Source organism: Arthrobacter sp. KN11-1C (assembly GCF_052180225.1).
GTDB lineage: Bacteria > Actinomycetota > Actinomycetes > Actinomycetales > Micrococcaceae > Arthrobacter.
In genome coordinates this window covers 2,315,357-2,340,514 of sequence record NZ_CP197467.1, presented here as the reverse complement: position 1 = coordinate 2,340,514, position 25,158 = coordinate 2,315,357, and the positions used below count along the sequence as shown (strand labels likewise).

Genomic DNA, 25,158 nt, shown 5'->3' with positions numbered 1-25,158 from the left:
AGGAAGCAGGCTTACTATGGTGGGACCATGCCGGACCTAAACGACTGGACGACTCCACGGTTGCTCTCAACGGCAGCGCGATTGGTCGAGCATGCCTGGAATGAGGAGCTTGCCGTCCTGGGCCTGACCCATGCGGGCGTTATCGCGCTCGAAGTTCTCGATGCGGAAGGGTCCATGGTTCAGGCCAGGCTTTCGGCCAAAGTCCAGGTGCAGGCGCAGACCATGGGACAGACGCTTTCGAGGCTTGAGGCGCACGGGCATATCACCCGGGAACGTAGCCGCCTGGACGGGCGCTCGCAAAAGGTGGCAGTTTCGGAGCTGGGGAAAGCGGCCCTCGTCCAGGCTCGGGAGATTGATCGGAACCTGACTCCCGGCGTCGACATCGGGGTGGAGGAACTGCGCGACAAGCTGACGGCCGTGATCCGCTGGCTCGGGTCTGCCCGTTGGGGCAAAGAGATGCCTGAGAGGGCGCCGGCCCCAAAGGACAGGGCCCTGCCTGAGCCGAGCTAAAGTCCCTTCGAGGAGTTTGGGAGGGGAAGTCAGGGTGGCCGGGTACACTGGCGATGCCGCGGGGGACCCTGCGGCGGACGATTCGTCTTTAGGAGTCATCTTGGCCAAATTTCTGATCACCTATCACGGCGCAGGGCATCCGGATCCGGCCGAAATGGAAGCTGCCCGGAAGGACTTCATGGCGTGGCTCGGCAACGCCGGTCCGGCGGTTACCGATCCCGGCGCGCCGCTGGGCTTTGCTGGTCAGGTCGCCACCGGGGCGCCGGAGGCCGTTGCGGATATCCTCGGCTATTCCATTCTGGAGGCCGACTCGGCCGAAGCCGTGAGCGAACTGCTCGCCACCCACCCGTTCGTCACGCGCGGCGGAACGCTGCAGATCAATCAGGCCATGGCCTGACACGCATTCCGGATCCTACGTAGTCGTCGAAGGGCCCCTTGCCGAGCCGCCGTCAGGCGGAGGGCGAGGGGCCCTTCGGTTTCCGCTCCGGGATGCCCCAGGGTCTGGCAGGGATCGACGACTCCTGCCCGGGCTCCTAGGGCCGTCCGGACCCGTTTGAGCGTCAGGCGGTTTCGTACTGCGTGCGGAGTTGTGCCAGGCCGTCGCGGATCCGGGACTTGATGGTGGGTAGTGGCACGCAGAGCTTCTCTGCCACTTCGCGGTACGTGAGGCAGCCGAAATATGCCAGAAGGATGGATTCGCGCTGCAAGGGAGACAGCACCGTGAGGGAGTCGAAGACGTGAAGGGTTTCCATGCTGTCAGTGACCGACTCGCCAACTTCGTCGAAGGGGTGCTTCCATCCAGCCGCAGCCCATCGGGCGTCACGGTTGGTGCTGCTTTGCCGTGAGCGGACCTTGTCCACTGCCTTTCGGTGGGCGATGGTCACAAGCCACCCGGTCGGGCTGCCAAGGGCGGGGTTGTATTTTCCCGCGTCCTGCCAGACCAGCATGAAGATCTCCTGTGTCACCTCTTCGCTGAGCTCTGGATCCACGACCACCCGGCGGACGACGCCGAACACCCGGGCCGAGGTGAGGCGGTAGAACTCGGTAAATGCTTCATGGTTGCCCCGGCCGGTTTCAAGGAGCAAACCGGCCAGGTAGGTTTTGGTTTCATCCGGCCCGGATGTTGGGCGGTCCAGCGTTTCCATGATGCCTTTTCGGTCAGTCCGCGTCAGCCCCCAGCGGGCCAGCGATGAAGCAGGTGCGAGTGCGCATTTCGGAAACCCCGGCAAATCAGGGTGGCGCAATTCGGGCGGCACAAGCAAGAAGCCGGTGCCCCGCCACCGAGTAGGCAATCTCATGGAGCCATCCGGTGGAGAACGTTCATTCTCTCCTCTTTCGCTTACAATAGAGAACGATCGTTATCCATGCAAGCCTCCACGCAAGCGGAATCGGAAGAGAGTGCCGTGCCAGTAGCCCAGACGGGGCCGATGTCCTCCGGCGGCACCACGGCGGCGGACGACGATGCGGCTCGGGCCGGCATCGTGGCGGCCGTGGCACCGTTGTTCTACGCCCGCGGGTTCACCACGGTCGGTATGGATGAGGTCCGGACTGTCTCCGGTGTGTCGCTCAAGCGCCTGTATCGTCTCTTCCCGTCGAAGGAAGACATCATCGAACAGGTTCTGCTTGGATGGCGGGATGCCTGGGAGAAGAATGTCACGGCCCAGGTGGAGTCCACGCAGGTACCCCGTGACAGGTTATTGGCCGTGTTCGATTTCCTGGCGGCGTGGTTCACCTCGGAGGGCTTCCGGGGGTGCGCTTTCATCAACTCGTTCGGCGAGCTGGGCGGGACCTCGGGGCGCATCGGCTCAATTGTCCGGGGGCAGAAAGCAGAGTTCCAGGACTACCTGGCACGCGTCGCCGCCGGCATTGGCGCGCCACCCACGCTTGCTCCGCAACTGGCTATCCTCGCCGAAGGGGCTGTGACGACCGCGGCGATCTCCGCGAGCCCCGAACCGGCCCGCCAGGCGCGTGCCGCAGCGGAAATCCTCATCGATTCCGCCCTGGGGACGTGTACTTGCCACAGGAACCGCTCCGAACCCGAGGACGAAGCCTAGGATGTGATGGCTGGGCCGGTGAAGGCACATCAAACCAGCGGGGTGCGCTTTCGGGCCAGGCGGATCGTGGCCATCACGACTGAGGCTGCCTGCGCGAGGGCGGTCAGGACCTTGTCGAAGAACCATACGGGTTCATACATGGCCGGGAACGGCCCGAAGGCGGGTATGTCAAGGTAACGGTAAAGCAGCAGGGCCGCCAGCCCGCCCCCGGCCGTGAGCAGGACCGCCACCCAGGCAGCCCTGCTCCCGCGGATGAGGACGTAGAGGCCGGCCAGGGCGGCGGCCGCGGCTTCGGCCAGGAACAGGTTGCCTTCTCCGATGCCTTCGGGGGCTGCGGACTGGTATCCGCTTGCCAGCCGGACATGCACCACGGCGTCGACCGCCAACGCGGCTGCGGTGAGGACCCGGAGCACGACGGCGGCAGCGACGCCGCCGCGGGGTGGCCGGGCGGCTTCCTGGGTCTTCATCTCAGCGCCAGGGGGATGCAGGATGTTGGCTCTGACTCGGTCATTTGACGGTCAGGGTGCCGTGCATGTTGGAGTGATAGGTGCAGTGGTAGGCGTAGGTGCCGGGTTTCTTGGGAGCGGTAAACGTCACGCTCGTGCCCGCTTTGACCACGGCGTCGAAGGAGCCGTCGTCGGCGGTCACGGTGTGAGCTTCGCTGTCCATGTTCATTACCGTCACCTCGGAACCGGCAGGGACGCTGTCCGGGCCGGTGTAGGCGAAAGACTTGATGTGGATCGTCGCGGTGGCAGCCGCGCTACTCGCGGACGGCATGGCAGAGGCTCCCATGCTGGAATCCATCGTCATGGTCGATGGCGGCGCGGAGCTTGCCGGCTGTGCGGCCGGGGAGTTGCCGGCGGGTGCGCAGGCGGACAGGGCCAGGGCAGCGGCTCCGGCGAGGAGTGCGAAGCGGAGAGTGGCACTGCGATGGTTTCTGGATGTGGGGACCATGGTGTTCCCTTCTGTGATGGCGTCCAGGGCATCACCCTGGAGCTGAGGCCCGCGAGAGCCGGATGGGCTGTGGCTCAGGCGGGGTGGCTGGAGACAAGGTGGGCGAAGACAACGGTGTTGTCCAGGTATTGCCCGGAGGCCGGGTCGTAGCCTCCGCACGTGATCAGGCGGATCTCGGGCCGGTCCGCGTTCTGGTAGACCTCCACGGTAGGAAAGCTTGACTTGTGGTAGGTCCGGACGGTGTCGACGGTGAAGACCGCGGCCGTGTGGTCCGAGCGAGTGACGGTGATGTCCTGGCCCGGGACGATCTGGCGAAGACGATAGAACACTCCGACGGGACTTTTCGTGGAGTTCACGTGACCGAGGATGATTGCAGAGCCACTCTGTCCAGGAGATGGGGAGTCTTTGTACCAGCCTGCAGGGGAACCGGGATCCCCGGGCGGGGTTTCCACTTCACCATCGGGCTGTTTGCCTAGTTGCAGCAGGGTGGAACTGATCCCGACCGAGGCGACCACGACGCTGACGGGCACGGAGGCGGGCAACGCCGCGTCCGGAGCCGGTGCTGGAGCCGGATTGAGTGCGGTCGGCACCGGGCTGGCACTCGCCGACGCTGGGACCGGGGGAGCTGAGGTGACAGGCGTCTGGGCAGAGGCCGGACTGTTTCCCTGGGGTGCCGAGGGTTCGGCGTGGAGTCCCAGGCCGATGCTGGTGATGCCGCCGACGAGGAGCAGGGCGGCCGCCGCGGACGCGATGAAGCGTCCGCGGCGGTTGCTGGTATCAGATCGCATCAGTTTCGAGCGTCTTTTCAGGCCTTGGCGGTCATCCGACGGCGGACCGCGTAGGCTCCGCCGGCTGCCACAAGCAGACCGCCGCCAGCGGCGAGCAGGCCAAGGTCAGGGCCGGACTGGCTGGCCGGGGTGGTGATGCCTGTGCCGGGGGCTCCGGCGGGCATCGCGGTCAACGTCCCGCACAGGGCCGGTGAGGTTGCGGCCAAGGGAAGCGAAGGAACCAGGTCGCTCGGTTCCTTCTGTGCCGCGGCGGACAAGGTGGCCGGATCCAGGCCGTGGACTACGACGACGCCGGTGCCGGCTTTGAGGGAATCGGCGGTCTTCGCGTCCAAGGTGATGGTCCGCTGATAGGTGTAGGCCGATCCCATTCCGGCGACCGCGAGGTCCGTGCCGGCTGCCGGGCTGGTGTCGCCGCTGGTGGACAGAGTGGTGCCGATGCCGCCGTAGAACGGAGCACCTTCGGTGGTGCTGATCACGCCGTCCTTGTTGGTGTCGGCGGACATGTCAGGGCAGGTCCCCTTGGCGCCGATGTGGATGTGCTGGACGTGGGGGTAGGGTTTTCCGCCGAAGGTCGCGGCAAGCCCGGAGACCTTTTCGGTGACTGTAGCCTGGTTTCCGTTGACGGTGATCATCACCGTGCCTGTGGCGTTGCTGCCGTTGATCGCAGCGAGGTTTGCCTGGTAGTTGGTGGTGTCGGCGGCGAAAGCCGGGCTGGTGGAGAGTGCGAGGGCGCCCAAGGCCAGGGCCGGGGCGATCAAGAAAGCGGATTTCTTCATGACTGGTTTCCTCCAATGACAGGGCCGTTCCCCTGATGGGCACGCCCATGATGGTGACATCAGTGGTTCGGCGTGGTGCAGGTCACGGATTGGTCAGCAGGGGAAACTTCTTCAAAAAGTTTCCAGGGCGGGTCCGGGCCAGGGCCTATTCGGACCAGCAGGCCAGAACCGCCGTCGCGACTTCGTAGGCAAAAGCCCCGCGGGTGACGCCGTGCGGACCCAGGCTTGCGGGGAGGGCTGCGGCATCGACCTTGAGGATGAAATTGTCCTTGACGAAAACCACGGATCCGGCGGTGCTCTCAAAAGCCGGAAAACCCAGGTTCGCCATTCCCTCGATGGGACGGGACGACGCCGTAGAACTGGCCAGAGCGTCGAAGTAGGCACGTGCCGCGGCCGGATCGGCTGCCTCCTTGACCGAGAGCACCAGCGGGCCTGCCGGCAGAGCGTACGTGCAGGTATAGAGCTTGCTGGCCCAGGAATCGGTGGTCCGGGGAGCGGTAGCCAGCGACAGGATCTTGACGATGTTGTTCCGCGTTTCATCCTCGCAAACCATCTTTGCCGACGCCGACGGGGTCCCCTCGCTTGCGGCCGGCGAAGCCGCCGTGGCCGACGGCGGCTGCGGTGCTCCCGCCGTCGTGAGCGCTTCCGGGCCGCCGGCGCAGCCAGCCAGGAGAACCACCATCAGCGCCGCCGCGGCCGGGACAGCCATTCGTTGCCGCGGATTGCGGCGCAACCGGACCCTGTTTGTCATAAGGACATCTCTCCTGTGCTCATTCTTCGCCGTTGTCCTGGGCTTCAAGGTGTTTCGCCATGGCCTCGCAGGCCTGGTTCCAGCGCGCCATGAGCGCGTGTCTGTTGAGCGGTTCGAACATGCCGTTCAGGACATTCTCAAGGGCATCGTACGCGGCATCCTTAACCCGTTCCTGCGCCGCCATGCTGTAGTAGTTCATGACAGTGATTCGTCGCCGAGGGCACGTCAGATGGCTCGACGGACGTCATTTGCTGGATGGCCGGAATTGCCGCGACCGTCGCCTCACCATGGCGGCAACCAGCAAGAGCACGACGGCGGCGCCCAGGCCTGATCGCGCCGCCAACTGGCCGTAGGGTTCAGCTCCGGTGAAGTACATCAAGGCCAGCACGGGAGCGATCGCGGTGAACTCGTAACGGGCGCTCAGCACCACGAACGGCAGGAGCAGCAGCGCATACCAGGGGTAGCTCGGCGACACGATCAGCAGCGTTCCTCCGACCATCAAGACCTGTCCGTCCCAAGGCCGGTCGGCGTCGGTGGTCCGCCATACGTAAAAGGCCAGGCCGAGCAGCAGCACGGGTGCGGCCGGCCCTGCCCAACTGGCCGGGAGCAGCAGCTTCAACAAGGTGAAGCGCGGACTATCCTGCCCGTCATAGCCCTCCGATCGCAGGTATTCGGGCAGATAGCCGAGTACCGCCCAACCGCTTGCGAGCACGTACGGGACGTACGTCACGGCAAAGGTTGCCATGGCCGCGGCGACGAAGCGGAGCGGCCGCCGATACAGCAGGGCCGGGGCGCTGATGACAGGAATGAGCTTGGTGGCAACCGCGGCGCCAAAGGCCACTCCGGAACCCAGGGTGCGTCCGCCCACCAACAACAGCGCTGCCGCCAAGGCCAATGCGGTGCCCAACGCATCCACGTGCGCACCGTTGACGGCCTCAAAAGCCACCAGCGGAGACCATGCCCACCACACCGCTTGGTGTGCAGGCCTGCCGGTGCGGCGCAGGAACGCCAGCAGCGCCACCGTCACAGCGAGACTCAGGACCAGCCCGGCCAACTGGAAGGCGATGAACCCCACGTCGGAACCAGGGATGAGCCGCACTGCCAGGAAATACAACTCTGCCGCTGCGGGATACACGGTGGGTACGGCAGGCCGGTTGATGGCCGTGCACAGTGTGCTGCCGCCGGGAATATTGGTGGTGGTCTCCGTGCCGGTCGGGAAGGGATTGGTGTGGCACGTTCCGTCCGGCCCGGCGTCTTGGAATAGCCAAGACGGCCGCAGCGGACGCAACGCCTCGTCCGCCGGAACGTGGGCATAAGGGGAGATCCCGGCCTTTTGAACGATGCCGTCCCACGCATAGCGTGCGGAGTCGTTGCTGGTGGCCGGCGGGGCGGCGATGGCCGCAACTCCCACCAGGAGTGAGCCCAGGAGCACGACGGCGGCCGCGTATCGCACCGGGATCCGGCGCGCCACGAGTGCTGCCGGGACGAAGACGGTCCAGGCCGCGAGCGTGCCAAGGGGGGACACCCACTCCGCGGACGGATCCGTAGTGACCGTCCACCAGACGACGACGGCGAGCAAGGCCACCAGCGCCAGCGCCACCGCAGCCGAAATGCCGGACGCGCGCCGGGGTGATGATTCGCTCACCCTTTGATCCTGCATCACTCGGGGGCCGGCAGGCCACGGACCCGGGAGACCGTTTGCCTTTCGTAAGGTCTGGACCGGGACGACAGGCCGGTCTTGGTGGTCTGATCAGGGTATGGACAGATTGACCACTTTCCTCCAAAGGCGGATGGAAGCGGTGAACGGACGGTTCTCCTCGCCGTTGCGCAGCAGGCGGCTGACGGTGGTGCTGGGCCGTTGGCTCGGCGTCGCCTTCACTGTGTGCTTCGTGACCGGGCTGTTCAGCCACCTTCTGCAAGATCCGCCGGCGTGGATGCTTTTCCTCACCCGTCCCGTGTGGCTATACGTGGCGACGCAGGGTATCCACGTCACCACCGGCATTGCTTCCATCCCGCTTCTGGCGGCCAAGCTATGGTCCGTGTTCCCCGAACTCCTGCGCTGGCCGCCGCTGAAGTCCGTGGTGCACGCACTCGAACGGGCGTCGATCGCGCTCTTCGTGGCTGCTTCGCTCGTGGAAGTCACCATCGGATTGCTCAACACTTTCCAGTGGTATCCGTGGCCGTTTTCCTTCAGGGACGTCCACTACTGGCTGGCGTGGGTCGTCATCGGGTCTTTGGCGCTTCATATCGCCGTCAAGATGCCCCTCATCACGGCCCATTGGAGCCGCCGATCGGACGCAGCCGCTATTGCCGCGGACACCGAAAGAGGAGTGCAGGCAGGCAAAGCGGTTCCGGGGCCCGTGAAGCCCGGAACCGGGAACGGCTGGAGCCGCAGGGGGTTCCTGGCGGCACTCACCGTCGGCACCGGCGTCGTCGTCTTGACGACAGCGGGCCAGTCTTTCGCGTGGCTGTCGGGCCTGAACATTTTCGCACCGCGCCGCATGGATACCGGCCCGCAGGCCGTCCCCATCAACAGGACGGCCGCCGAGGCCGGTGTGGCTGACGCTGCGCTGGCCCCCGACTGGGTGCTGACCGTGTCCTCTGGATCGGTGCAGAAGACGTTCACGCTGGCACAACTCGCCGCCTTGCCGCAGTACAGCTACGGATTGCCCATCGCCTGCGTGGAGGGCTGGAGCCAAGGAGCGCAATGGCGTGGTGTCCGGATCCGGGACCTGATGGCAACGGTGGGCGCACCCGTAGATGCCGAGCTGCAGATTTCGAGCATGGAGAAGGGCGGCGTCTATGGGCGTTCCTTCATGCCCGCCGCATACAGCCAGGACGAGCAGACATTGCTGGCACTTGAGCTGAACGGCAAACCACTCGACCTCGACCATGGCTATCCGGCGCGGATCATCGCACCAGGTCGGCCGGGAGTGCTGCAGACCAAATGGGTGCATAAAGTGGAGGTGATCTGATGCGGCTTCCCTTGGTGGTTCCGTCGACGCGGGGTGGGCGCAGGGCTGCCTGGTGGGTGCGGGCAACACTTGGCGCCCTGGGCGTGGCCGCCCTCGGTTATGCGCTCTTCGGATTCCTCGCCAACGTGCCGCCCACCCAGCTGATCGGTGTGGCGGCGTGGCTCGCCGTGGCGTTGTTGGTGCACGACGGCATCCTGGTCCCGCTGACAACGTTGGCCGGCGGCGGATTGTCGAGGTTCACGTTCGGGCTGAGACCTGTCCAGCAGGGGATAGTGCGCGGCGCGCTTCTCGTGGGTGCGGTGGTGACCTTGGTCGCGGCCCCGCTGATCCGTGCCCAGCAGGTGCTGCAGCCGAGGGGCCCGGGCAGCGGCGTGAACAACACAGTCCTGCAGGGGGACTATGCGCTGGCCTTGGGCGTTTTCTGGATAGTCCTGGCGGTCGCCGCGGCCGTTGTCGTGACCGCCGTCGGACTTTACGGCCGCCGTTCCAAGGTCAGGAAGATCCTGTCCTGAACGGTCCGGGTAGCAACCACCTTGAGCCCGGCCCGGGCCGCGTGGCGCACGAGCGCTTTCTTGCCGGCGCGGGCCCAGGGAAAGGCCGCGCTGGCACGTCCGTCTGAATCCTCCAGCACCGCCAGATAGGCCACATCGAGAAAATCCGGGGCTTCCGCTTCTGCCAGAACTTGGCCGCCCGGGGCGAGCAACGAGGCAACACGCTCCAGCAGCATCCGGATGTTTCCGCCGATGCCGATGTTGCCATCCAGCAGCAGGGCCGAACCCCAACCCCGCTCGTGCGGGACGGGGTCAAAGATGGAGCCCAGGACGGCCGCGCCGCCGCGCTCGGTGGCCAGCTTCACGGCGGCTGGGCTCGAATCGACACCCATGGAGGCCATCCCCAGTTCCCGGGCGGCCTCCAGCATCCGGCCTGGGCCGCAACCCACGTCGAGGACGGGCCCGCGGAGGGTGCGGAGCAGTTCGCGCTCACTTGCCGTGGGCGGGCCGGACCAGCCGAGCATATTGAAGTGGACTGGCCCGATGCGCTCCGCGAAAGCAGATTCCGGTCGCAACGTCAGGTGCCCCACCCCGAGGGACAGGCTGCGGGCGTAAGGCTCGTAGCCGCCCTGTCCAAAGAGAGTCTGTCCAAAAAGAGCCTGTCCAAGGAGAGCCTGTCCAAACAGGGCGGGTGGGCGGGAACCCGCAGCAAAAGCGTCGGCACGGGCACCGGGACCTCTCGGGAATGTGTGGATGCTCATGTCCGGGCAGCCCATGGCGTGGGTGCGGCGTCGGATGGCACCGTCCGTGTCCATTCCGCCGGCAGTCCCATGCTCAAGAGGTCCACCTCGCGGGCAAACGGCGTTCCGTTGCATTCCTGTGCGGCAGCCACGGCATCGGGAAAGTAGTCCACATCCCTGAGGACGGGCAGCACGCCCACGTGCAGGCCGGCGCCGGCCAGCCGGCCCCATTGCTGCGCGCCGGTGTGGGGGGTGGACATGTCCACCCCGCGGAGCAGACCGCCGTCGGGCGTGTGCAGGCCCAACGCCCAAAAGCCACCATCCGACGCCGGGCCGAACCAGGCGCGGCGGGGCGCCGGGGCGGGGGTTTCCCAGTCCGCCAGCAGCGGGGCCAACTGCTCGCGGCGGAGCTGGGGCGTGTCCATTCCCAGAATCAGCAGCGGTCCGGCAGTGAGCGAACAGATGGCCGCCAGCCGTTCGTCCAGGCCGCCGGCCCCCTGGGGGAAGACTTCAAAACCGGCAGCGTCCGCGTGGTGTGGCGTACCGTCAAACACCAGCAATCTCCTGGCCGCGGGAAGGGATCGCACCGTTTCCAGCGTCTGGCTCAGGCTTGTCTGGGCCAGGGCTGCGGCCTGCTCCGGCGTGAGCGGGGGAGTGAGGCGGGTTTTGACCTTGCCGGGGCTGCATTCTTTGGCAATGACGGCGATGGTGAGATTCACGGCGTTGCCCCGTGGGCATCGGCCGGCCGTCGATCAGCTCGCCTCCAGCTCTTCGGCCTAGAGGTCTGGAGCGAAGCGGCGGCCAACTGGATCCCCATGTCTTTGAGGGCAGTGACGGTTCCGCGGAGCGTCCCCGTGACCTTGGACTTTCCCAGCCGCGGCGCATAGTCGACAGGGACCTCGGCCACGCACCAGCCGTCCCTGTGGGCTTTGAGGAACATCTCCAGCGGATAGCCGCTGCGTCGGTCCCTGAGGTCCAGTCCCAGGAGTGCGCTGCGCCGGGCAAGGCGAAGGGGGCCAAGATCCGTGATGGCGATCCCCGTGAGCCGACGTAACCGCCAGCTCAGGGCCCTGTTGGCCAAGCGGGCGTGGAGCGGCCAGGAGCCGCGGACCGGACGCCGGGCACCCAGCACCAGGTCGGCTCGGCCGGTGCGGACGAGGTCCAGCATCGGGGCCAATTGGGCGGGGTCCAGCGAACCATCGCAATCGCAAAAGGCCACAAACTCCGCAGTGGCCGCGAGGAGTCCGGCATGCGCCGCCGCGCCAAAGCCGCGCCGCGGTTCCTCGACGACGGTGGCTCCCAGCCCGGCGGCCAGGCCTCCGGAGCCATCGGTTGATCCGTTGTCCACGACGATTGCGCGGTACCCGGGTGGCAAGGCTCCGAGCACCTTGGGAAGGGCCGCACGCTCGTTGAGGCACGGAAACACCACGTCCACGAGCGCAGGGATCAGGCCGCCGTCGTCGTCCGTGGCTCCCTTGGGGATACCGGCCATGCCTCTTCGATCGTGCGCACTGCTTTGCTCTTTCTCCACCCTTTGACCGTAGAATCCGCAGGCCCGGCGCGACAGGCGGATTTCCTTACGGAACCGGGACGTTTGCCCTCGGACCCGGTCCTGAAGCGCCGGGCCGTCTACCGGTGATCCCCGCGCAGCGGTGCAGCGGCGAACTCGCGCATTCCGTCCTCGAAACCATGCGTGGGGATCCAACCGAGCTCTGCCTGGGCGCGGGCAGAGCTCGCGGTGACATGCCGGACGTCGCCTAGCCGGAATTCGCCGGTGACCACGGGTTCAGGCGCCCCGCTCACGGAACTCAAAATGGCCGCCACCTGCCCAATGGTGTGGACTTCAGAGGCGCCGATGTTGTACGCCCGCAGGCTTCCGGAGGCGATCCAGCCGCCCGCCAGCGCGTCAATGGCCAACAGATTCGCCACGGCAACGTCCCGGACATGGACGAAACTTCGGCGCTGGCCGCCATCCTCGAACACCCGCAACGCCTCCCCGCGGGCCAGCGCAGAGCGGAACAGGCTGGCGACGCCCGCGTAGGGGGTGTTTTTGGGCATGCGGGGGCCATAGACGTTGTGGTAGCGGAGTGCGACGGCGGTGCCTCCGGTTGAGCGCGCCCATGCGGAAGCCAGGTTTTCCTGGGCCACCTTGGAGGCGGCATAAACGTTCCGCGGATCCATGGCCGCGTCTTCGCTGACCAGCGCCGGCAGGAGGAGCTCTCCGGTGGCAGGGTCGCGGGGATCGAAGATTCCCTGCTCCAGATCCTCCACCAGGCGCGGGCCCGGGCGCACCGGACTGCCCGCCGCATCGGTGTAGGCGCCCTCGCCGTAGACCACCATGGACGAAGCCAGGACCAGCTTGCCGATGCCTGCGGCTGCCATCCCTGCCAGGAGCACGGCCGTGGCCAGGTCATTGTTGCGGATGTAGTCCGGCGCGTCGAAGAAGTCGACACCGAGGCCCACTTTGGCGCTCTGGTGCACGACGACGTCGACTCCCGCGACCGCCTGCGCCACCGCGGCCGGGTCTCCGACATCGCCAACGATCAGGTCCGTCCCGGGAATTCCTTGGGGCCGATCCGGGTGTACTGCCGGATCCAGTGAATCCAGGATCCGGACCTCCCAACCGCGTGCCACCGCGGCATCGACGATGTGGCTACCGATGAAACCGGCCCCGCCCGTGACCAATAGCCTCACGGCGCTCTTCGTCCCGTGCTGGGGCGGGCGGCGCCGTCGCCGGCCGGGCCGGCGGTTCCCATCACGGTGGCCACCGCGGCAGCCGGCATGAGAGCCATCCGCCACGGCCCGTCGTCGTCCGCTGGATCAGCGCCGGTGAGCCCCTCGGACACCGTCCTCACAGCGTCGGACAACACCGCGAGGATCCGCGGTTGTGCGGCCGCCAGCCGGCCCAGTACCAGTTCCGCCGTCACGGGTTCGGATCCGTCGTGCCCGGTGTCGGCATCGGTAATGAATGCCAGCGCGGCGAAGTGCATGTTCAACTCCGCCGCGAGCATCGGCTCCGGGTACTGGGTCATGCTGATCAGATGCGCGCCGGCCTGGACCAGGGCCGCGGACTCGGCCTTGGTGGAGAATCGCGGACCGTTGATCACGGCCACGGTGCCCGCCCCGGCGAAGTCTTCCCCGTGCCGCTCCAGGGACGCGATGAGTGCCGCTCGCAGCGGGGCGCTGTAGGGCTCGGCGGCGGGCAGGTGCCGCACCCCGGTGGGCATCGAGCCGTCGTAGAAAGTGTCCGCGCGGCCCCAGGTCTTGTCCAGGACCTGGTCGGGTACGGCAAAAGTGCCGGTTCCGTGGCTGGAAACCAGTCCGCCCACGGCCGCGGAGGAGATGACGGCCTCCACTCCGAGGCTCTTGAGGGCCCAGAAGTTGGCGCGGTAGTTGATCTGCTGCGGAGCAACGCTGTGCCCGCGGCCGTGCCTGCTCAAGAATGCGACCACCGGGCCGTCGTCGCCGCCGTGATCGCCGCCGAGGCCGTCCGGCACGGCGAGCCGGGCGACCGTCACCGTACTGGAGGGAGGCCCGAACGGCGTCGGGATGTCCAGCGTGCTGAGCACGACGGCCCCGGGCAGCTTGTACAGGCCGGTGCCGCCTATGATTGCGATCCGTGGACGGGGTTCTGCGCTGGGTTCTGCGGTCTGTTCCGGGAGCGATGACATGACCCCATCATGCCAATGCTGGCCCGCCCCGTTGCGGGCGGAATCCTTACGTGTCCGGAACGCGGGCGTTGGGCGCGAATCGCCCTAGCCCTCGCGGTCGATGTGCAGATAACTGAGTCCGCTCACATCGAGCCAGTATCGCGTGGGCGTCTCCACGAGCCGGAGCAGCACGCCCTCGCAGGAAGCGCAGCGCACAACGATTCCCGGCGCGTCGACGTACACCATCGTTTCAGCGAAGACGCGGACCGCTCCGCAGTGCTTGCATCGCCCGATCGCGGCGACGATATCGAAGCGGAAGAGTTCCCACAGCGGTCCTGCCAGCGCGTTTCCGTCCAGGTGGGGTATCGCATTGCCAGTGGTTCCCGCGATGTCCTGATCCCCGAAGCCCGGATCCATTGCGCCCGGAGAATCGGGCCCGTTGTTGCCATTCACCGGGTTCCTCCTGTTCCGCCGAAGCGCTCGGTCTTGATCGACGCGGCGGGATATCCCGCCTGCACGAGCCATTCCGCGACCGTTTCCACGAAGACGGTCTGGCCGCAGATGAAGACGTCCGGGGCGGGGTCCTTCGGCAGGATGTTGGCCAACAGGGTTTCCGCCGTGAGCCGTTGCGGGGCAGCCGGCCAACCATCCGGGGCCTTGCGTGTATAGATGTAGTCGATGGTGAGCTTGCGGGATTCCCGGACCAAGGTGTGGAGTTCTTCCCGATAGAACCCCGCTTCGGGTGACTTGAGCGAATAGAGCAGCCGGAACTGCGCAGGATTTTCCGAAGCATGGTGCGCGCGGATCATGGACATGAGCGGCACGATGCCGGATCCTCCGGCGATCAACTGAACGGGGTTGGTATCCGTTGGTTTCCAGATGAACCAGCCGCCCACTGGTCCGCGGATCTCCAGTTGGTCCCCGACGGCCAGTTCCCGGACCAGATAGGGGGAGACCTCTCCGTTGGCCAACTCGTCAACGGTGATCTCCAAGGTTTCGTCCATGCCTGCCCGCGCCACGGAGTACGAGCGGACGGCCGAGTACCCGTCCTCGGCGGTGAGGCGGATGTCGATGTGCTGTCCGGCGAGGTTGCCGTTGAGGCCGTCCACCCGCAGCCCGATGGTCCGGGCGGATTCCGTTTCTGGCATGCTGCTGACGACGTCGGCCACGCGCCATAGCGTGCTCATCGGGCGCGCCTCATGAGTAGCGCTCCTCGCGCCACGGGTCGCCGTGGAGGTGGTAGCCGTTGGATTCCCAGAAACCGGGAACATCCTCCTGGGTCAACTCGATGCCGTTGATCCACTTCGCGCTCTTCCAAAAGTACAGATGCGGCACCAGGAGTCGGGCTGGTCCGCCGTGGGCGCGCTCAAGCGGCTCGCCGTCGAACTCCCAGGCCACCCAGGCCCTGCCGTCCAGAAGGTCCGCGAGGGGGACGTTGGTTGTGTATCCGCCGTAGGAGTGGGCCATGGTGAACCCGCAGCTCGTTTCCACGTTTTCAAACAGGGTATCCAGGGACACTCCCCGCCACGTGGTGCCCAGCTTGGACCAGCTGGTCACGCAGTGGATGTCCGAATGGATGTCCGTTTGCGGCAATGCCATGAACTCGTCCCAGGACCAGGCATGACGCTGCCCTGCCTCAGTGGTGATGAAGAATTCCCAGCGGTCAGTGGGGATCCGGGGTGCGGGGCCCGCGGTGAGGACCGGGAAACTGCCGGTCTCGTATTGGCCCGGCGGCAACGCCGGATTACCGCTCTGCCGTCTTCCATGAAATCCAGAAGAGATGATGCCCACCATGTACCTCCGATGCGGAGACTCACGCCGATTGAGCCCGGTTCCCCCACGATAGGGCAACGGCCGGGCACGGTCTAGACGCTAGGCAAAGCCTGACCGGGTCACGGCTGCTGCAGTAGCTTGGTAGGTGTCATGCACGCTTTCGTGCCGACGCGGATCCGCACCAAGCCAATGGCATCGGAGGCCACATGAACACCACTCCACGCGTCAGTGTGCAGGACCTTCACAAGGCAGCAGCAGAAGTCCTCCGGCTCAACGATCTGGGCACCATGACCACTGCGGCGCCCAACCTGTACCCCCATATGTGGAGCTGGGACGCAGCCTTCGTAGCCATCGGACTGGCGCGGATCAATGTCCCACGCGCCATCACGGAACTCCGGACCTTGCTGGCCGCGCAGTGGTCCACGGGAATGATCCCGCACATCGTTTTCAGCGGGAACAGCACGGACTACTTTCCAGGTTTTGACCGATGGGGCACGGAGTCCGCCCGCGCACGTCCTTCCGGCATCAAGAGCAGCGGCATTTGCCAGCCTCCCGTCCATGCGATCGCCGTGCGCCACATCCTGGACCGGGGGCGGGAGAACGGCGGCGCCGACCAGGAAGCGGCAGAGAACTTCCTCGCCGAATCCTTCGACGGCTGGCTCGCGTGGCACCGGTGGCTGGCCACCGTGCGTGACCCGGACAACGCAGGGCTGATTGAAATCCACCACGGATGGGAGTCAGGATTCGATAATTCCCCGCGCTGGGATGGGCCCTACGCCCGCGTCCAGCCCGGCACCGTCCCCGCCTTCACGCGGCGTGACACCCTGCATGTTGCAGACACGAGCGAAAGGCCCGACGACAGCGAATACACAAAGTATCTGTGGCTCGTTCAGCAGATGGCTTCCGTGGAGTACGACGACGAGGCCGTACGGAGCGTCGTCGACTTCCGGGTGCGTGACGTCTTCTTTTCCGCGATCATGGCTGCTTCCAGCGATGTCCTCGCCGACCTCGGCGAGGAGATCGGGCGCAGTTCCGACGCCGGGGAGCTGCGGGATTTCGCGCGGCGCTTCCGCGACGGGGTGGCGTCTACGATTGATCCCGTGAGCGGGCTTGCCCGCGACTACGACATCCTGGCCAAGCAGTGGATCTCTACCGACACCGTTTCCGGATTTGCCCCTCTGGTGTCCGGAGGCGGGGAATCGTTGCTCGCGGCGCAGAGGAAGCTCCTTCTCGGGCCGGACTGGATGGGGCATCCCGCGCTGCGGTTTCCTCTCCCGCCGTCCACCTCACCGTCGAGCACAGCCTTCCGGCCCCGGACCTATTGGCGCGGCCCCGTCTGGCCTTTCCTGAATCTCCTTCTCGGTTGGGCCTCGCACCGCGACGGGCAAAACGAGATCTACGAAGCGCTCAAGGCCGCGTCACTCGATCAGTTGGCCGACCTCCAGTTCGGCGAATACTACGAACCCTTCACGGGAGAACCGCTGGGGAGCCTGAACCAGGCCTGGACAGCCGCCGCCTGCCTCGAATGGATCGGGCCGGGTTGGCAGGCGGGGGCCGCATAAGGAAGGGAACGACGGCGTCACCAACCGCCGCGCGTGGGCGTGTGTCCTTTCCGGGCATCGTCGGGCATCGCCATTTCGGCCCGCAGGCCAAGGAGCCGGATCGGACGGCCGGCCTCGATTCCGGCTGCGAGGTCCATGGCCCGCGCGAGGATTTCGTTCCGGTCGAATGTCTCCGGAATCTTCTTCCCCTGGGTCGTGGTCAAGAACGGCGCGTACCGGACCTTCAGGGTCAGTCCAATGACGGGCCGTCCTTCGGCCTCGACGTCCTCGAGGACATGCGCTGTCAGCTCCCGCACAGCGTCCTCCACTTGGACCGGGTCGATCAGGTCGTGCTGGAAGGTGGTCTCCCGGCTATGTCCGCGGGCAACCCACGGGGAGTCGTCCACAACGCTGGCGCCGTCGCCTCGTCCGAGCTGCGCGTACCACGGACCCATCTTGGGGCCGAACTCCGGGACCAGGTCCTGGGGATCGGAGGCGGCGAGTTCGGCGACGGTGTTGATGCCGAGTTTGGCCAGCCGGGCGGACACCCTGGTGCCGACGCCCCACAGGTCCTTGGTGGGTCGGCTGCCCATGACGTCGAGCCAGTTCCCGGCGGTGAGGCGGAAGACGCCGGCCGGCTTGCCGAACCCGGTGGCGACCTTGGCCCTGACCAGGGTGTCGCCGATGCCCACGCTGCAATGGAGCTCCGTTCGGGCCAGGACGGCGGCCTGAACGTGGCGGGCGTAGGCTTCCGGATCCTCCGTCTCAACGCCTACAAAGGCTTCATCCCAGCCCAGCACCTGAACGGTGGCGCCGGGCTGCGCGCGCAGGGTGGCCATGACCGTTTCAGAGGCCGCGAGGTAAGCCTCGTGATCGACGGGCAGGATCACGGCGTCGGGCACTTTCCGGGCCGCAATGCGCAAGGGCATCCCGGAACCCACACCGAACGCCCTCGCTTCGTAGGACGCCGTCGACACCACAGCCCTTTCCGTGGGGTCGCCCCGGCCGCCGACAATGATCGGCTTGCCGGCAAGCTCCGGCCGCCGGAGCACCTCGACGGCTGCGATGAACTGGTCCAGGTCAACGTGCAGTACCCACGGGATTCCGCTCACGGCACTAGTCTGCCGTAAACGTCCCCGCCAAGCATCGGTTTTCGACCCGGCTTGAATTGCGTTGTGTTCGGTCCTAGGTCAGTGATCCGGCTCGTCGAACAGGAGCGTCAGGCAGTCGGTGTAATGGGTCATTGCGTCCGCGAAAGTGAGAAGTTGGAGTCCGCCGTCGGCTGCGCCAGCCTTTTCGATACCAGTTTCCTCGGAGCGGCAGAGAAGTGGCTCGCAACTCGTTCCGTTAGCGCTGAGGATTGCTATTCCCCACGGATGGCTGGGATCGGTGACTGCGATGCCTGCTGCGTCGAAGGTGTCGCGGAGGACGTATCTTGTGACTGTCCTCCACGACTGGAGGAACTGTGGATGCAACTGTTCAAAGAGTTCGTCGTCGTTGCTGCCGTAAGCGCGCTCGAGGTCTGTGGATAGTTCGTCCCATTCCTCGGCGTCGCGGACCATGAGGTGTCCGGCCCGGAGACGGGCAATGGTTTCGTTCAGCGTCATGGTCTGTCCCCAAACTTCCTGTCGTGTCTTTCCCGCCTCCGAAAGAAGGTCATCAACGAAGAGAACGGACGGGAAGCCGGCATGATTCCCGCGCACGAGCCCGCTGACTGGAGATTTTGCTCGCGATGAGGTCCCTTGAACCTCCGATCGCTCCGGGGATAGCATGGCCGCCACGGGACCCGTCCGTCCCGGGCCTTGCGGCCGGGCGAGACCGGCGTCGATCAACTTCGAGGAGACGGCATGGGCGAGGCAACTGCGGCTGCGTCCTCGGCGGAGCTGATGGTCGACCTGATCATTTCCCTGGACGGGTATGCCTCGGCCGTGGGGTGGCCCGGCTGGTGGGGCCTGGAGGGACCGGAATACCTTGACTGGCTTCGGCAGGAAGGGGAGAAGGGCTACACCTTCCTTCTCGGGGCGAACACCTACCGGCTGATGTCCAGGATGTCCGAGGATGCCGCGGCCGAGGGCTCGGGATTCTCCGGTGATGAGGGAGCCACCCTCACCGGCCTTGCCGCCGTACCGAAAGTCGTCTTCTCCTCCACGCTGCAGGCGCCCCTCACGTGGCCGAACTCGGAGCTTGTCACCGGGGACGCGGTCCAGGCTGTGACGGAGATGAAGCGGACCCGGACCGGACCCTTGAGCACTCTCGGGAGCCTCAGCCTGTGCCGGTCACTGCTAAGCGCTGGACTTGTGGACAGGTTCCGGCTGGTCGTTTTCCCCGTGATCACAGGCAGCACTGGTCGGGAGCAGATCTACGACGGCTATCCGGACGTTTCGCTCGAAATGGTGCAGAGCAGGACCTTCGACGGTCGGCTCCAGCTGCTCGAGTATGTCCCCACGGTACTCAGCGGTCCGCCGGGCAGTGGTGCATTGCGCGGGCGCCCAGAAGGGCCACCCAGTTCTTCGAGCTGACGCTGCTTACCGCGCGCTAGTGCGAAGCGGCATGCCTGGCCCGAGCCGCCGGTTCAACGAAGTCCACGGCATACGGTTTGGTGGCGGAGCGCTGCAGCGGAGGTCGTAGGCGCGCCTGATAAGCGCCGTTTCGGAACCTGTAGCGGGGATCCATCTGGATCACCAGGAGCGGCTCCTGGCGGGAAGCGTCCACCCGCAGCAGCATTCCGTGCCGTCGACCATCGACGAGCAGCGGGGTGGCCGCCTCCACCGCGGTTTGCTTGAGGATCTCCTGATATTTCGGCCCGGCCGCCAAGAACAGGACTCCATGGGAGAACCCGACGACGCGTAACGGGATGACCCGGTCAGGCTGCCGGATGGGTTGGGGATGTCTTTCGTGTTCCTGTACAGGAGGCTCCGTGGCCGAGTTCAGGGATCGATCGCATTCCCGGCACCCGGTCCGTGTCCCGACGTCGGCCAAACGGGTCACCAGCAAGCCTCGGGGGGCGCTGCTCCATTTCTCGGCGACAATGCGGCACCACGCCGGGTGGTACTCCGTTCCGTACTTCATCACATAGACCTGATCTTCGCCGAGGAGGGGCTTGCCCTCCCGCCGTTGGGCCGGCTCGACAGGCTTGAGGGCGCCGAGGCCTTTGGCTTCTGCGCGGCCCGCGTCACTGCCCTTGAGGTACGTGCGGATCCAGGGACTGAATGGTCGTTTTGGGCTGGGAATTGCGGGGCCTTCCTGTGCGGAGGGAATGCGTTCGTTCCCTCATTACCCCCTACCTAGCTTGATGGCTTTTCGCGCAAGTCGCCAGTCTGGCCGCCAGTTGTTCCCTTGACTTTTCCCTTGGGGGAAGGTGCGAAGGTGGAGGGCAGGGCAGGCTTCCAGTCGGGGTGACAGCGAAGGGGACGGAGCGGAGCAGTAGCCCGGTATCGCAGATCGGGCCATTCAATAGGGGGAAAGCATGGCAAAAACCAAGGAAGTCACCGACGCGTCCTTCGACGCCGACGTGCTGAAGTCACCCAAACCCGTCGTGGTGGAATTCTGGGCGGGTTGGTCTGGTCCCTGCGCCAGGCTTTTCCCGGTCCTGGAACAGCTCGCGGTGGAATACGCCGACAAAATCGATGTCGTCAAAGTCAACGTCGACGAGAATCCCGAAACCGCGGTTGCCTTCGGGATTAGCTCTGTTCCGTCGGTGTTCCTGTTCAAGGACGGCGAACGCCGAGTCTCCGTGATCGGGGTGGGGGCGAAGAGATACTTCGAAATGGAATTCGCTGAATACTTGCGCTAGTCCGTCTTCACCCCATGAACACCGTCCCGCTACAGTGGAGCTCAACGGGGGAAGACGAGGTCCATGGTGCGAATCGGTGAAGCTGCCCAGGCGGCGGGTATGACGAGCAAGGCCTTGAGATTCTATGAAGAGCACGGGTTGCTGCCTGCGGCGAAGCGCACCGCCAGCGGATACCGCGATTACACGGACGAAACCATCAATAGGCTCGACTTCATCCGCCGCGGGCGCGCCGCAGGACTGGCACTCGCGCAGATCCGCGAAATCCTGCTTTTGCGCGACGCCGGCCGCGCCCCTTGCACGCATGTTCGCGACCTTCTGGCCGGGCAGTTGGCCGACCTCGACGCGCAGATCGCCGAACTCGTCGCGTTGCGCGCCACCGTCGCCGGGTACCACGCTGCCGCGGCTGCCGCGGATCCGGAGGCGTGCGACGCCGAGAGGATCTGCAGCTACCTCTGACCGCTGCATCACTACCTGACGCGCCTATCATTGTCTCAGGGGTGCCGCCACTGCTTTGCGGAGGATGAAGATGAGCCCTGATTCACAGCCGAATTGGCGCGACCACGGAGTCAAAGTCATTCCAGGTTCGCAGCTCGATCCGAATACGCCGCAAACCCCTGGCATGGCGAGAGCCGCGGCAATCACACATGCCCGGGCGGGAGCCAGCAAACTGTGGGCGGGCACCGTCATCATTGATGCGAATGCCAAAACCGGGGCCCACCATCACGGAGAACTGGAAAGCGTCATCTACGTCGTCAGTGGCCGGGCACGCATGCGGTGGGGAGACAACCTGGAGTTCGTTGCCGAAGCCGGGCCGGGCGACTTCATTTTTGTTCCGCCGTTCGTACCCCATCAAGAGATCAACGCGAGCAAGACCGAGGCTCTCGGTTGCGTCCTTGTCCGCAGCGGTCAGGACCCAATAGTCATCAACCTGGATATCGAGTCCGCCGAGCCCCCGGAAGTAGTCCGGTGGATCGATCCCCTTCATCCCGGTCCCTGAAGCCAAACATGTTGCTGCTCGACACAGACCGATGGGACCGGTGCGTTCCGTCTGACCTTGCCGGACGGCAAGTACGTCATCAAAGCGAGCAACGTCGGCGGTTACGTCTCGACGGCGACCGAGCCGGTGGTCATTTCCGAGACGCCCGTTCACATCACCCTGGTTGTTGACAGCGGGATTCGCTAACCCTGGTTACTCGACGGAGGGTCGCTTTCGTTGTTGTTTCGTCGCCGCCCGGTGTTCCTTTGCGACCCGGTGCCGTCGCTTCGAGCTCCGGGTGGGTTTGCTCGCCCGGCGGGCAGCAGCTTCGGGAGCAAGACCCTCCGCCACGAGGCGGGAGAGCTTGGCCAGGGCAATCTCACGATTGCGCAGTTGGGACCGCTGCTCGGAGGCGGTCACGGTGATGACCCCGGCGATGACGCGTGATCCAAGACGCGTGACGAGCAGCAGCCGTTGGTCGTCGGAAAGCGCCGTGGAGCCGGCGATATTCCATGACAGTTCGACGCGGCTGTCCGAGGTGTTGACGTGTTGACCGCCGGGCCCCGACGAGCGGGAGAACCGCCAGCCGAGTTCCGACGTCGGAATCGTGAGGGCGGGCGACACTTCGAGATCCATGCTGCAAGCGTTTCACGATATGGGCGGGAACCAAGCCCCCGCCCCGCGCTTCTCAGCTCCCGGATGCCTTCGTTGCCTTGATGGCGGCCTTGGCAGCTTGTTTGTTGGCGCGGACTTTTCCCAGCGACTCCGGATCCACGATGTCGGCGACAGAAAGGAATGCGTTCTCCTGGCCGTAGGCGCCGGCAGCCTCCCGCCAACCTTGTGCCTGGAGTCCGCGCTGCTTGCCGAGCAGTGCCAGGAAGATCTTTGCCTTTTGCTCTCCGAAGCCGGGCAATTCTTTCAACCTGCGGAGCACTTCCTGGCCGTCGGGGTCATCCTGGGTCCAGATGGCGGTTGCGTCGCCATTCCAATCGCGCTGGACGACCGCGGCCAGATCCTGCACGCGGCCGGCCATGGAGCCGGGGAATCGGTGGACGGACGGACGCTCCTTGAAGACCTCGACGAAGCCTGCAGGATCGTATTCGGCGATTGCGCCAGGGGACATGGTTCCGATGCGGGCCCGGATCTTTTCTGGTCCGGCAAACGCAGACTCCATGGTCACCTGTTGATCCAGCAGCATGCCGATGAGAAGCGCGAACGCGTCATCGCTGAGCAGATGGTCGGCGGCGGGGTCGCCGGTAATGTGCAGTTCCATGCGCCCATCCTCCCACTTTGCTAAATCCCGCGGGAGCGTGTGCCTGACGTTCCTAGGATCCGGAGGGCCATGCGCAGGAGCCTGCTTCTGCCCTAGTGTCGATGATGAGACCAGCAAGCCGTATCGAGGGAGTACCGATGAGAATTGCAGTGACGGGTGGAAGCGGAAAATTGGGCCGGCACGTGGTGCGCCGGCTGAGCGCGGACGGCCACCAGGTGTTGAACCTGGACCGTGCGGGCGAAAGGAACCCGGGCCTGGCAATCGTCGACCTGCGGGACTATGGCCAGGTGCTGGATGTGTTCCTGGGCCTGGACGACCGGCACAGCGGCTTCGACGCCGTCGTGCATCTGGGGGCCATTCCAGCACCCGGCATCGTCCCGGACGTCGCGACATTCGAGAACAACATGCTCTCGACGTACAACGTGTTCCAAGCGGCCCGCCGCGCAGGGATCAAGAAGATTGTCTACGCCTCAAGCGAGACAGTGCTGGGACTGCCGTTCGACGTCGACCCCCCGTATATTCCGGTGGATGAGGAATACCCGGCCCGACCGGAAAGCACCTATTCGCTCGTGAAGCACCTCGAAGAGCAGATGGCGATCGAGTTGACGCGCTGGGACCCCGAGCTGAGCATCGTGGGGCTCCGGTTCTCCAATGTCATGGACGTGGAAGATTACGAGCGGTTCCCGTCCTTCGACGCCGACGCGAGGCTGCGCAAATGGAACCTGTGGGGTTACATCGACGGCCGGGACGGGGCACAGGCTGTGGCCCGGGCCCTTGAATACGGCAAGCCCGGGTTCGAGGCATTCATCGTCGCGAACGCGGACACCGTCATGAGCCGGTCCAGTGCCAGCCTGGCTGCGGAGGTGTTCCCCGATGTGAAGGTGGTCAAGGAACTGGAAGAGCACGAGACCATGCTGTCCATCGACAAGGCCAGGCGCTTGCTCGGTTTCGAGCCCGAGCACACATGGCGCACCTACCATTCGAACCGCACTACACCCGTCGAGGATTGAGGAACAGCATGCAATACCGCACTTTGGGCAACAGCGGCGCCGTGGTGTCGAACTACGCGCTGGGAACCATGACTTTCGGGGCCGAGGCTACCGAGGAAACGTCCCGCGCCATCCTGGACAGCTACGTCGAGGCAGGCGGCAACTTCATCGACACCGCCGATGTCTACAGCGCCGGCGTATCGGAGGAAATCATCGGCCGCTGGCTGGCCGAGCGGCCCGACGCGCGGGACCGCGTGGTGCTGGCCACCAAGGGCCGCTTCCCCATGGGGACGGCACCGAACGACGTCGGCACTTCCCGCCGCCACCTCACCCGGGCGTTGGACGATTCGCTGCGCCGTTTGGGCGTGGAGCAGATCGACCTCTACCAAATGCACGCGTGGGACCCCATTACGCCGTTGGAGGAGACGCTGCGCTTCCTGCACGACTCCGTGGGCAGCGGCAAGATCGCCTACTACGGTTTTTCCAACTTCCTGGGGTGGCAGTTGACCAAGGCGGTCCACGTGGCCAAGGCCTTTGGCTGGAGCGCGCCGGTGACGTTGCAGCCCCAGTACAGCCTGCTGGTCCGTGAAATCGAATCGGAAATCGTTCCGGCGTCGTTGGATGCCGGCATCGGGCTCCTGCCGTGGTCGCCGTTGGGTGGCGGATGGCTCTCCGGTAAGTACAAGCGCGACGTGCCGCCCACCGGGGCCACCCGCCTGGGTGAAAACCCGGAACGCGGCATGGAAGCATGGCAGGCCCGCAACGACGACCCCCGCACCTGGGACGTCATCGGGACAGTGGAAAAGATCGCAGCGGATCATGGCGTCAGTGCCTCCCAGGTTGCACTCGCGTGGTTGGCGGACCGGCCCGCCGTGACCTCCGTGATCCTCGGCGCCCGGACCACGGAGCAGCTCGCTGACAACCTGGCCGCGGCAGACCTGGAACTCAGCCCCGAGGAAACCAGCCGGCTCACGGAGGCCAGCCAACCGCGCGTCGGCGTCTATCCGTATGGTCCGATGGCCCGGAACCAGCGGAGCCGGAAGATCGAGGGCGGCCGGTAACGCGGGGGCCCGGGTTCGACCCCGGGCTTCGCCGGCGCCGCACACGCCTGAAGCCGATTGCCC

Annotated in this window: 34 protein-coding genes; 13 read left to right on the top strand and 21 right to left on the bottom strand. The window is 65.7% G+C overall.

The genetic code is table 11. The features are described 5' to 3' along the window. Window positions 1-27 precede the first annotated feature (27 nt). Entirely contained in the window at window positions 28-510 is a 483-nt protein-coding gene (locus ACSBOX_RS10985) for a MarR family winged helix-turn-helix transcriptional regulator (RefSeq protein ID WP_442542468.1), read from the top strand. Window positions 511-610: 100 nt separating this feature from the next. Further along, window positions 611-907, top strand: a complete 297-nt coding sequence (locus ACSBOX_RS10980) for a hypothetical protein (RefSeq protein ID WP_442542467.1) — start codon at window positions 611-613, stop codon at window positions 905-907. A 163-nt stretch (window positions 908-1,070) separates the two neighbouring features. Here ACSBOX_RS10980 and sigK read toward each other — a convergent pair whose 3' ends face one another. Then, window positions 1,071-1,655, bottom strand: a complete 585-nt coding sequence (gene sigK, locus ACSBOX_RS10975; protein WP_442542466.1) for an ECF RNA polymerase sigma factor SigK — start codon at window positions 1,653-1,655, stop codon at window positions 1,071-1,073. A 258-nt stretch (window positions 1,656-1,913) separates the two neighbouring features. Between sigK and ACSBOX_RS10970 the strand changes: the two genes are divergently transcribed. Beyond that, window positions 1,914-2,564, top strand: a complete 651-nt coding sequence (locus tag ACSBOX_RS10970) for a TetR/AcrR family transcriptional regulator (protein ID WP_442542465.1) — start codon at window positions 1,914-1,916, stop codon at window positions 2,562-2,564. A gap of 29 nt (window positions 2,565-2,593) precedes the next feature. Here ACSBOX_RS10970 and ACSBOX_RS10965 read toward each other — a convergent pair whose 3' ends face one another. The 7 genes from ACSBOX_RS10965 to ACSBOX_RS10935 form a co-directional block, all read right to left on the bottom strand. Next, window positions 2,594-3,031, bottom strand: coding sequence for a hypothetical protein (locus ACSBOX_RS10965; RefSeq protein ID WP_442542464.1), 438 nt, complete (start codon window positions 3,029-3,031; stop codon window positions 2,594-2,596). 40 nt (window positions 3,032-3,071) lie between these two features. Continuing rightward, window positions 3,072-3,518 carry a cupredoxin domain-containing protein gene (locus tag ACSBOX_RS10960; RefSeq protein ID WP_442542463.1) on the bottom strand — a complete coding sequence of 149 codons (447 nt, stop codon included), beginning with the start codon at window positions 3,516-3,518 and terminating at the stop codon, window positions 3,072-3,074. A 74-nt stretch (window positions 3,519-3,592) separates the two neighbouring features. Then, window positions 3,593-4,306 (bottom strand): class F sortase, encoded by a 714-nt coding sequence (locus tag ACSBOX_RS10955; RefSeq protein ID WP_442542462.1) that lies wholly within the window; start codon window positions 4,304-4,306, stop codon window positions 3,593-3,595. Between the two features lie 17 nt (window positions 4,307-4,323). Further along, a complete protein-coding gene (locus tag ACSBOX_RS10950) occupies window positions 4,324-5,082 on the bottom strand; it encodes a hypothetical protein (protein ID WP_442542461.1) in 759 nt (252 codons plus the stop codon). Between the two features lie 145 nt (window positions 5,083-5,227). After that, window positions 5,228-5,833 carry a hypothetical protein gene (locus ACSBOX_RS10945; protein ID WP_442542460.1) on the bottom strand — a complete coding sequence of 202 codons (606 nt, stop codon included), beginning with the start codon at window positions 5,831-5,833 and terminating at the stop codon, window positions 5,228-5,230. 19 nt (window positions 5,834-5,852) lie between these two features. Further along, window positions 5,853-6,032 carry a hypothetical protein gene (locus ACSBOX_RS10940; protein ID WP_442542459.1) on the bottom strand — a complete coding sequence of 60 codons (180 nt, stop codon included), beginning with the start codon at window positions 6,030-6,032 and terminating at the stop codon, window positions 5,853-5,855. Window positions 6,033-6,077: 45 nt separating this feature from the next. Then, a complete protein-coding gene (locus tag ACSBOX_RS10935) occupies window positions 6,078-7,478 on the bottom strand; it encodes a glycosyltransferase 87 family protein (RefSeq protein ID WP_442542458.1) in 1,401 nt (466 codons plus the stop codon). Window positions 7,479-7,590: 112 nt separating this feature from the next. On the opposite strand from ACSBOX_RS10935, the gene ACSBOX_RS10930 reads away from it, so the two are divergent. Then, window positions 7,591-8,808, top strand: a complete 1,218-nt coding sequence (locus tag ACSBOX_RS10930) for a molybdopterin-dependent oxidoreductase (protein ID WP_442542457.1) — start codon at window positions 7,591-7,593, stop codon at window positions 8,806-8,808. Beyond that, the gene (locus ACSBOX_RS10925; RefSeq protein ID WP_442542456.1) at window positions 8,808-9,320 is read left to right on the top strand and encodes a hypothetical protein; all 513 of its coding nucleotides are present in this window, start codon (window positions 8,808-8,810) and stop codon (window positions 9,318-9,320) included. The genes ACSBOX_RS10930 and ACSBOX_RS10925 overlap by 1 nt, the downstream gene beginning before the upstream one ends. Here ACSBOX_RS10925 and ACSBOX_RS10920 read toward each other — a convergent pair. The 8 genes from ACSBOX_RS10920 to ACSBOX_RS10885 form a co-directional block, all read right to left on the bottom strand. Then, window positions 9,281-10,060, bottom strand: a complete 780-nt coding sequence (locus ACSBOX_RS10920) for a methyltransferase domain-containing protein (RefSeq protein WP_442542455.1) — start codon at window positions 10,058-10,060, stop codon at window positions 9,281-9,283. The two genes, ACSBOX_RS10925 and ACSBOX_RS10920, sit on opposite strands and share 40 nt — an antisense overlap. Beyond that, window positions 10,057-10,758 carry a TIGR04282 family arsenosugar biosynthesis glycosyltransferase gene (locus ACSBOX_RS10915; protein ID WP_442542454.1) on the bottom strand — a complete coding sequence of 234 codons (702 nt, stop codon included), beginning with the start codon at window positions 10,756-10,758 and terminating at the stop codon, window positions 10,057-10,059. The genes ACSBOX_RS10920 and ACSBOX_RS10915 overlap by 4 nt, the downstream gene beginning before the upstream one ends. Further along, entirely contained in the window at window positions 10,755-11,570 is an 816-nt protein-coding gene (locus ACSBOX_RS10910) for a glycosyltransferase family 2 protein (RefSeq protein WP_442542453.1), read from the bottom strand. Before ACSBOX_RS10910 ends, ACSBOX_RS10915 begins: the two co-directional genes overlap by 4 nt. Window positions 11,571-11,668: 98 nt before the next feature. After that, a complete protein-coding gene (locus ACSBOX_RS10905) occupies window positions 11,669-12,733 on the bottom strand; it encodes an NAD-dependent epimerase/dehydratase family protein (RefSeq protein WP_442542452.1) in 1,065 nt (354 codons plus the stop codon). Then, a complete protein-coding gene (locus tag ACSBOX_RS10900; protein WP_442542451.1) occupies window positions 12,730-13,710 on the bottom strand; it encodes an MTAP family purine nucleoside phosphorylase in 981 nt (326 codons plus the stop codon). The genes ACSBOX_RS10905 and ACSBOX_RS10900 overlap by 4 nt, the downstream gene beginning before the upstream one ends. Before the next feature lie 84 nt (window positions 13,711-13,794). After that, on the bottom strand, window positions 13,795-14,142 hold the full coding sequence (locus ACSBOX_RS10895) for a DUF6510 family protein (RefSeq protein ID WP_442542450.1): 348 nt from the start codon (window positions 14,140-14,142) through the stop codon (window positions 13,795-13,797). Continuing rightward, entirely contained in the window at window positions 14,139-14,876 is a 738-nt protein-coding gene (locus ACSBOX_RS10890) for a ferredoxin reductase (protein ID WP_442542449.1), read from the bottom strand. Before ACSBOX_RS10890 ends, ACSBOX_RS10895 begins: the two co-directional genes overlap by 4 nt. Window positions 14,877-14,886: 10 nt before the next feature. Further along, the gene (locus tag ACSBOX_RS10885) at window positions 14,887-15,483 is read right to left on the bottom strand and encodes a sulfite oxidase-like oxidoreductase (RefSeq protein ID WP_442542448.1); all 597 of its coding nucleotides are present in this window, start codon (window positions 15,481-15,483) and stop codon (window positions 14,887-14,889) included. Between the two features lie 185 nt (window positions 15,484-15,668). Between ACSBOX_RS10885 and ggh the strand changes: the two genes are divergently transcribed. Next, the gene (ggh, locus tag ACSBOX_RS10880; RefSeq protein WP_442542447.1) at window positions 15,669-17,024 is read left to right on the top strand and encodes a glucosylglycerate hydrolase; all 1,356 of its coding nucleotides are present in this window, start codon (window positions 15,669-15,671) and stop codon (window positions 17,022-17,024) included. A gap of 17 nt (window positions 17,025-17,041) precedes the next feature. Here ggh and ACSBOX_RS10875 read toward each other — a convergent pair whose 3' ends face one another. Together ACSBOX_RS10875 and ACSBOX_RS10870 are read right to left on the bottom strand one after the other, a co-directional pair. Next, on the bottom strand, window positions 17,042-18,115 hold the full coding sequence (locus ACSBOX_RS10875; RefSeq protein ID WP_442542446.1) for a DNA polymerase IV: 1,074 nt from the start codon (window positions 18,113-18,115) through the stop codon (window positions 17,042-17,044). Window positions 18,116-18,193: 78 nt separating this feature from the next. Beyond that, window positions 18,194-18,610 carry a hypothetical protein gene (locus ACSBOX_RS10870; RefSeq protein ID WP_442542445.1) on the bottom strand — a complete coding sequence of 139 codons (417 nt, stop codon included), beginning with the start codon at window positions 18,608-18,610 and terminating at the stop codon, window positions 18,194-18,196. Between the two features lie 240 nt (window positions 18,611-18,850). Here ACSBOX_RS10870 and ACSBOX_RS10865 point away from each other — a divergent pair, with 240 nt between their 5' ends. Further along, a complete protein-coding gene (locus ACSBOX_RS10865) occupies window positions 18,851-19,522 on the top strand; it encodes a dihydrofolate reductase family protein (RefSeq protein ID WP_442542444.1) in 672 nt (223 codons plus the stop codon). 16 nt (window positions 19,523-19,538) lie between these two features. On the opposite strand, the gene ACSBOX_RS10860 is transcribed toward ACSBOX_RS10865, so the two are convergent. Further along, window positions 19,539-20,072 carry a hypothetical protein gene (locus tag ACSBOX_RS10860; protein WP_442542443.1) on the bottom strand — a complete coding sequence of 178 codons (534 nt, stop codon included), beginning with the start codon at window positions 20,070-20,072 and terminating at the stop codon, window positions 19,539-19,541. Between the two features lie 397 nt (window positions 20,073-20,469). On the opposite strand from ACSBOX_RS10860, the gene trxA reads away from it, so the two are divergent. From trxA to ACSBOX_RS10840, 4 genes are all read left to right on the top strand, one after another. Next, complete coding sequence (trxA, locus tag ACSBOX_RS10855; RefSeq protein ID WP_442542442.1) at window positions 20,470-20,796, top strand: thioredoxin; 327 nt, start codon at window positions 20,470-20,472, stop codon at window positions 20,794-20,796. Between the two features lie 66 nt (window positions 20,797-20,862). After that, window positions 20,863-21,252, top strand: a complete 390-nt coding sequence (locus ACSBOX_RS10850; protein ID WP_442546018.1) for a heavy metal-responsive transcriptional regulator — start codon at window positions 20,863-20,865, stop codon at window positions 21,250-21,252. Window positions 21,253-21,322: 70 nt separating this feature from the next. Further along, window positions 21,323-21,793 (top strand): cupin domain-containing protein, encoded by a 471-nt coding sequence (locus ACSBOX_RS10845; RefSeq protein WP_442542441.1) that lies wholly within the window; start codon window positions 21,323-21,325, stop codon window positions 21,791-21,793. Between the two features lie 57 nt (window positions 21,794-21,850). Further along, a complete protein-coding gene (locus ACSBOX_RS10840; RefSeq protein ID WP_442542440.1) occupies window positions 21,851-21,979 on the top strand; it encodes a hypothetical protein in 129 nt (42 codons plus the stop codon). A gap of 6 nt (window positions 21,980-21,985) precedes the next feature. Here ACSBOX_RS10840 and arfB read toward each other — a convergent pair whose 3' ends face one another. Next, window positions 21,986-22,408, bottom strand: coding sequence for an alternative ribosome rescue aminoacyl-tRNA hydrolase ArfB (arfB, locus tag ACSBOX_RS10835; protein ID WP_442542439.1), 423 nt, complete (start codon window positions 22,406-22,408; stop codon window positions 21,986-21,988). 52 nt (window positions 22,409-22,460) lie between these two features. Next, window positions 22,461-23,045 carry an HhH-GPD-type base excision DNA repair protein gene (locus ACSBOX_RS10830; protein WP_442542438.1) on the bottom strand — a complete coding sequence of 195 codons (585 nt, stop codon included), beginning with the start codon at window positions 23,043-23,045 and terminating at the stop codon, window positions 22,461-22,463. Between the two features lie 137 nt (window positions 23,046-23,182). Here ACSBOX_RS10830 and ACSBOX_RS10825 point away from each other — a divergent pair, with 137 nt between their 5' ends. Continuing rightward, window positions 23,183-24,055 (top strand): NAD-dependent epimerase/dehydratase family protein, encoded by an 873-nt coding sequence (locus ACSBOX_RS10825; RefSeq protein WP_442542437.1) that lies wholly within the window; start codon window positions 23,183-23,185, stop codon window positions 24,053-24,055. A gap of 8 nt (window positions 24,056-24,063) precedes the next feature. Next, window positions 24,064-25,095 (top strand): aldo/keto reductase, encoded by a 1,032-nt coding sequence (locus ACSBOX_RS10820; protein WP_442542436.1) that lies wholly within the window; start codon window positions 24,064-24,066, stop codon window positions 25,093-25,095. The last annotated feature ends 63 nt before the right edge of the window (window positions 25,096-25,158 follow it).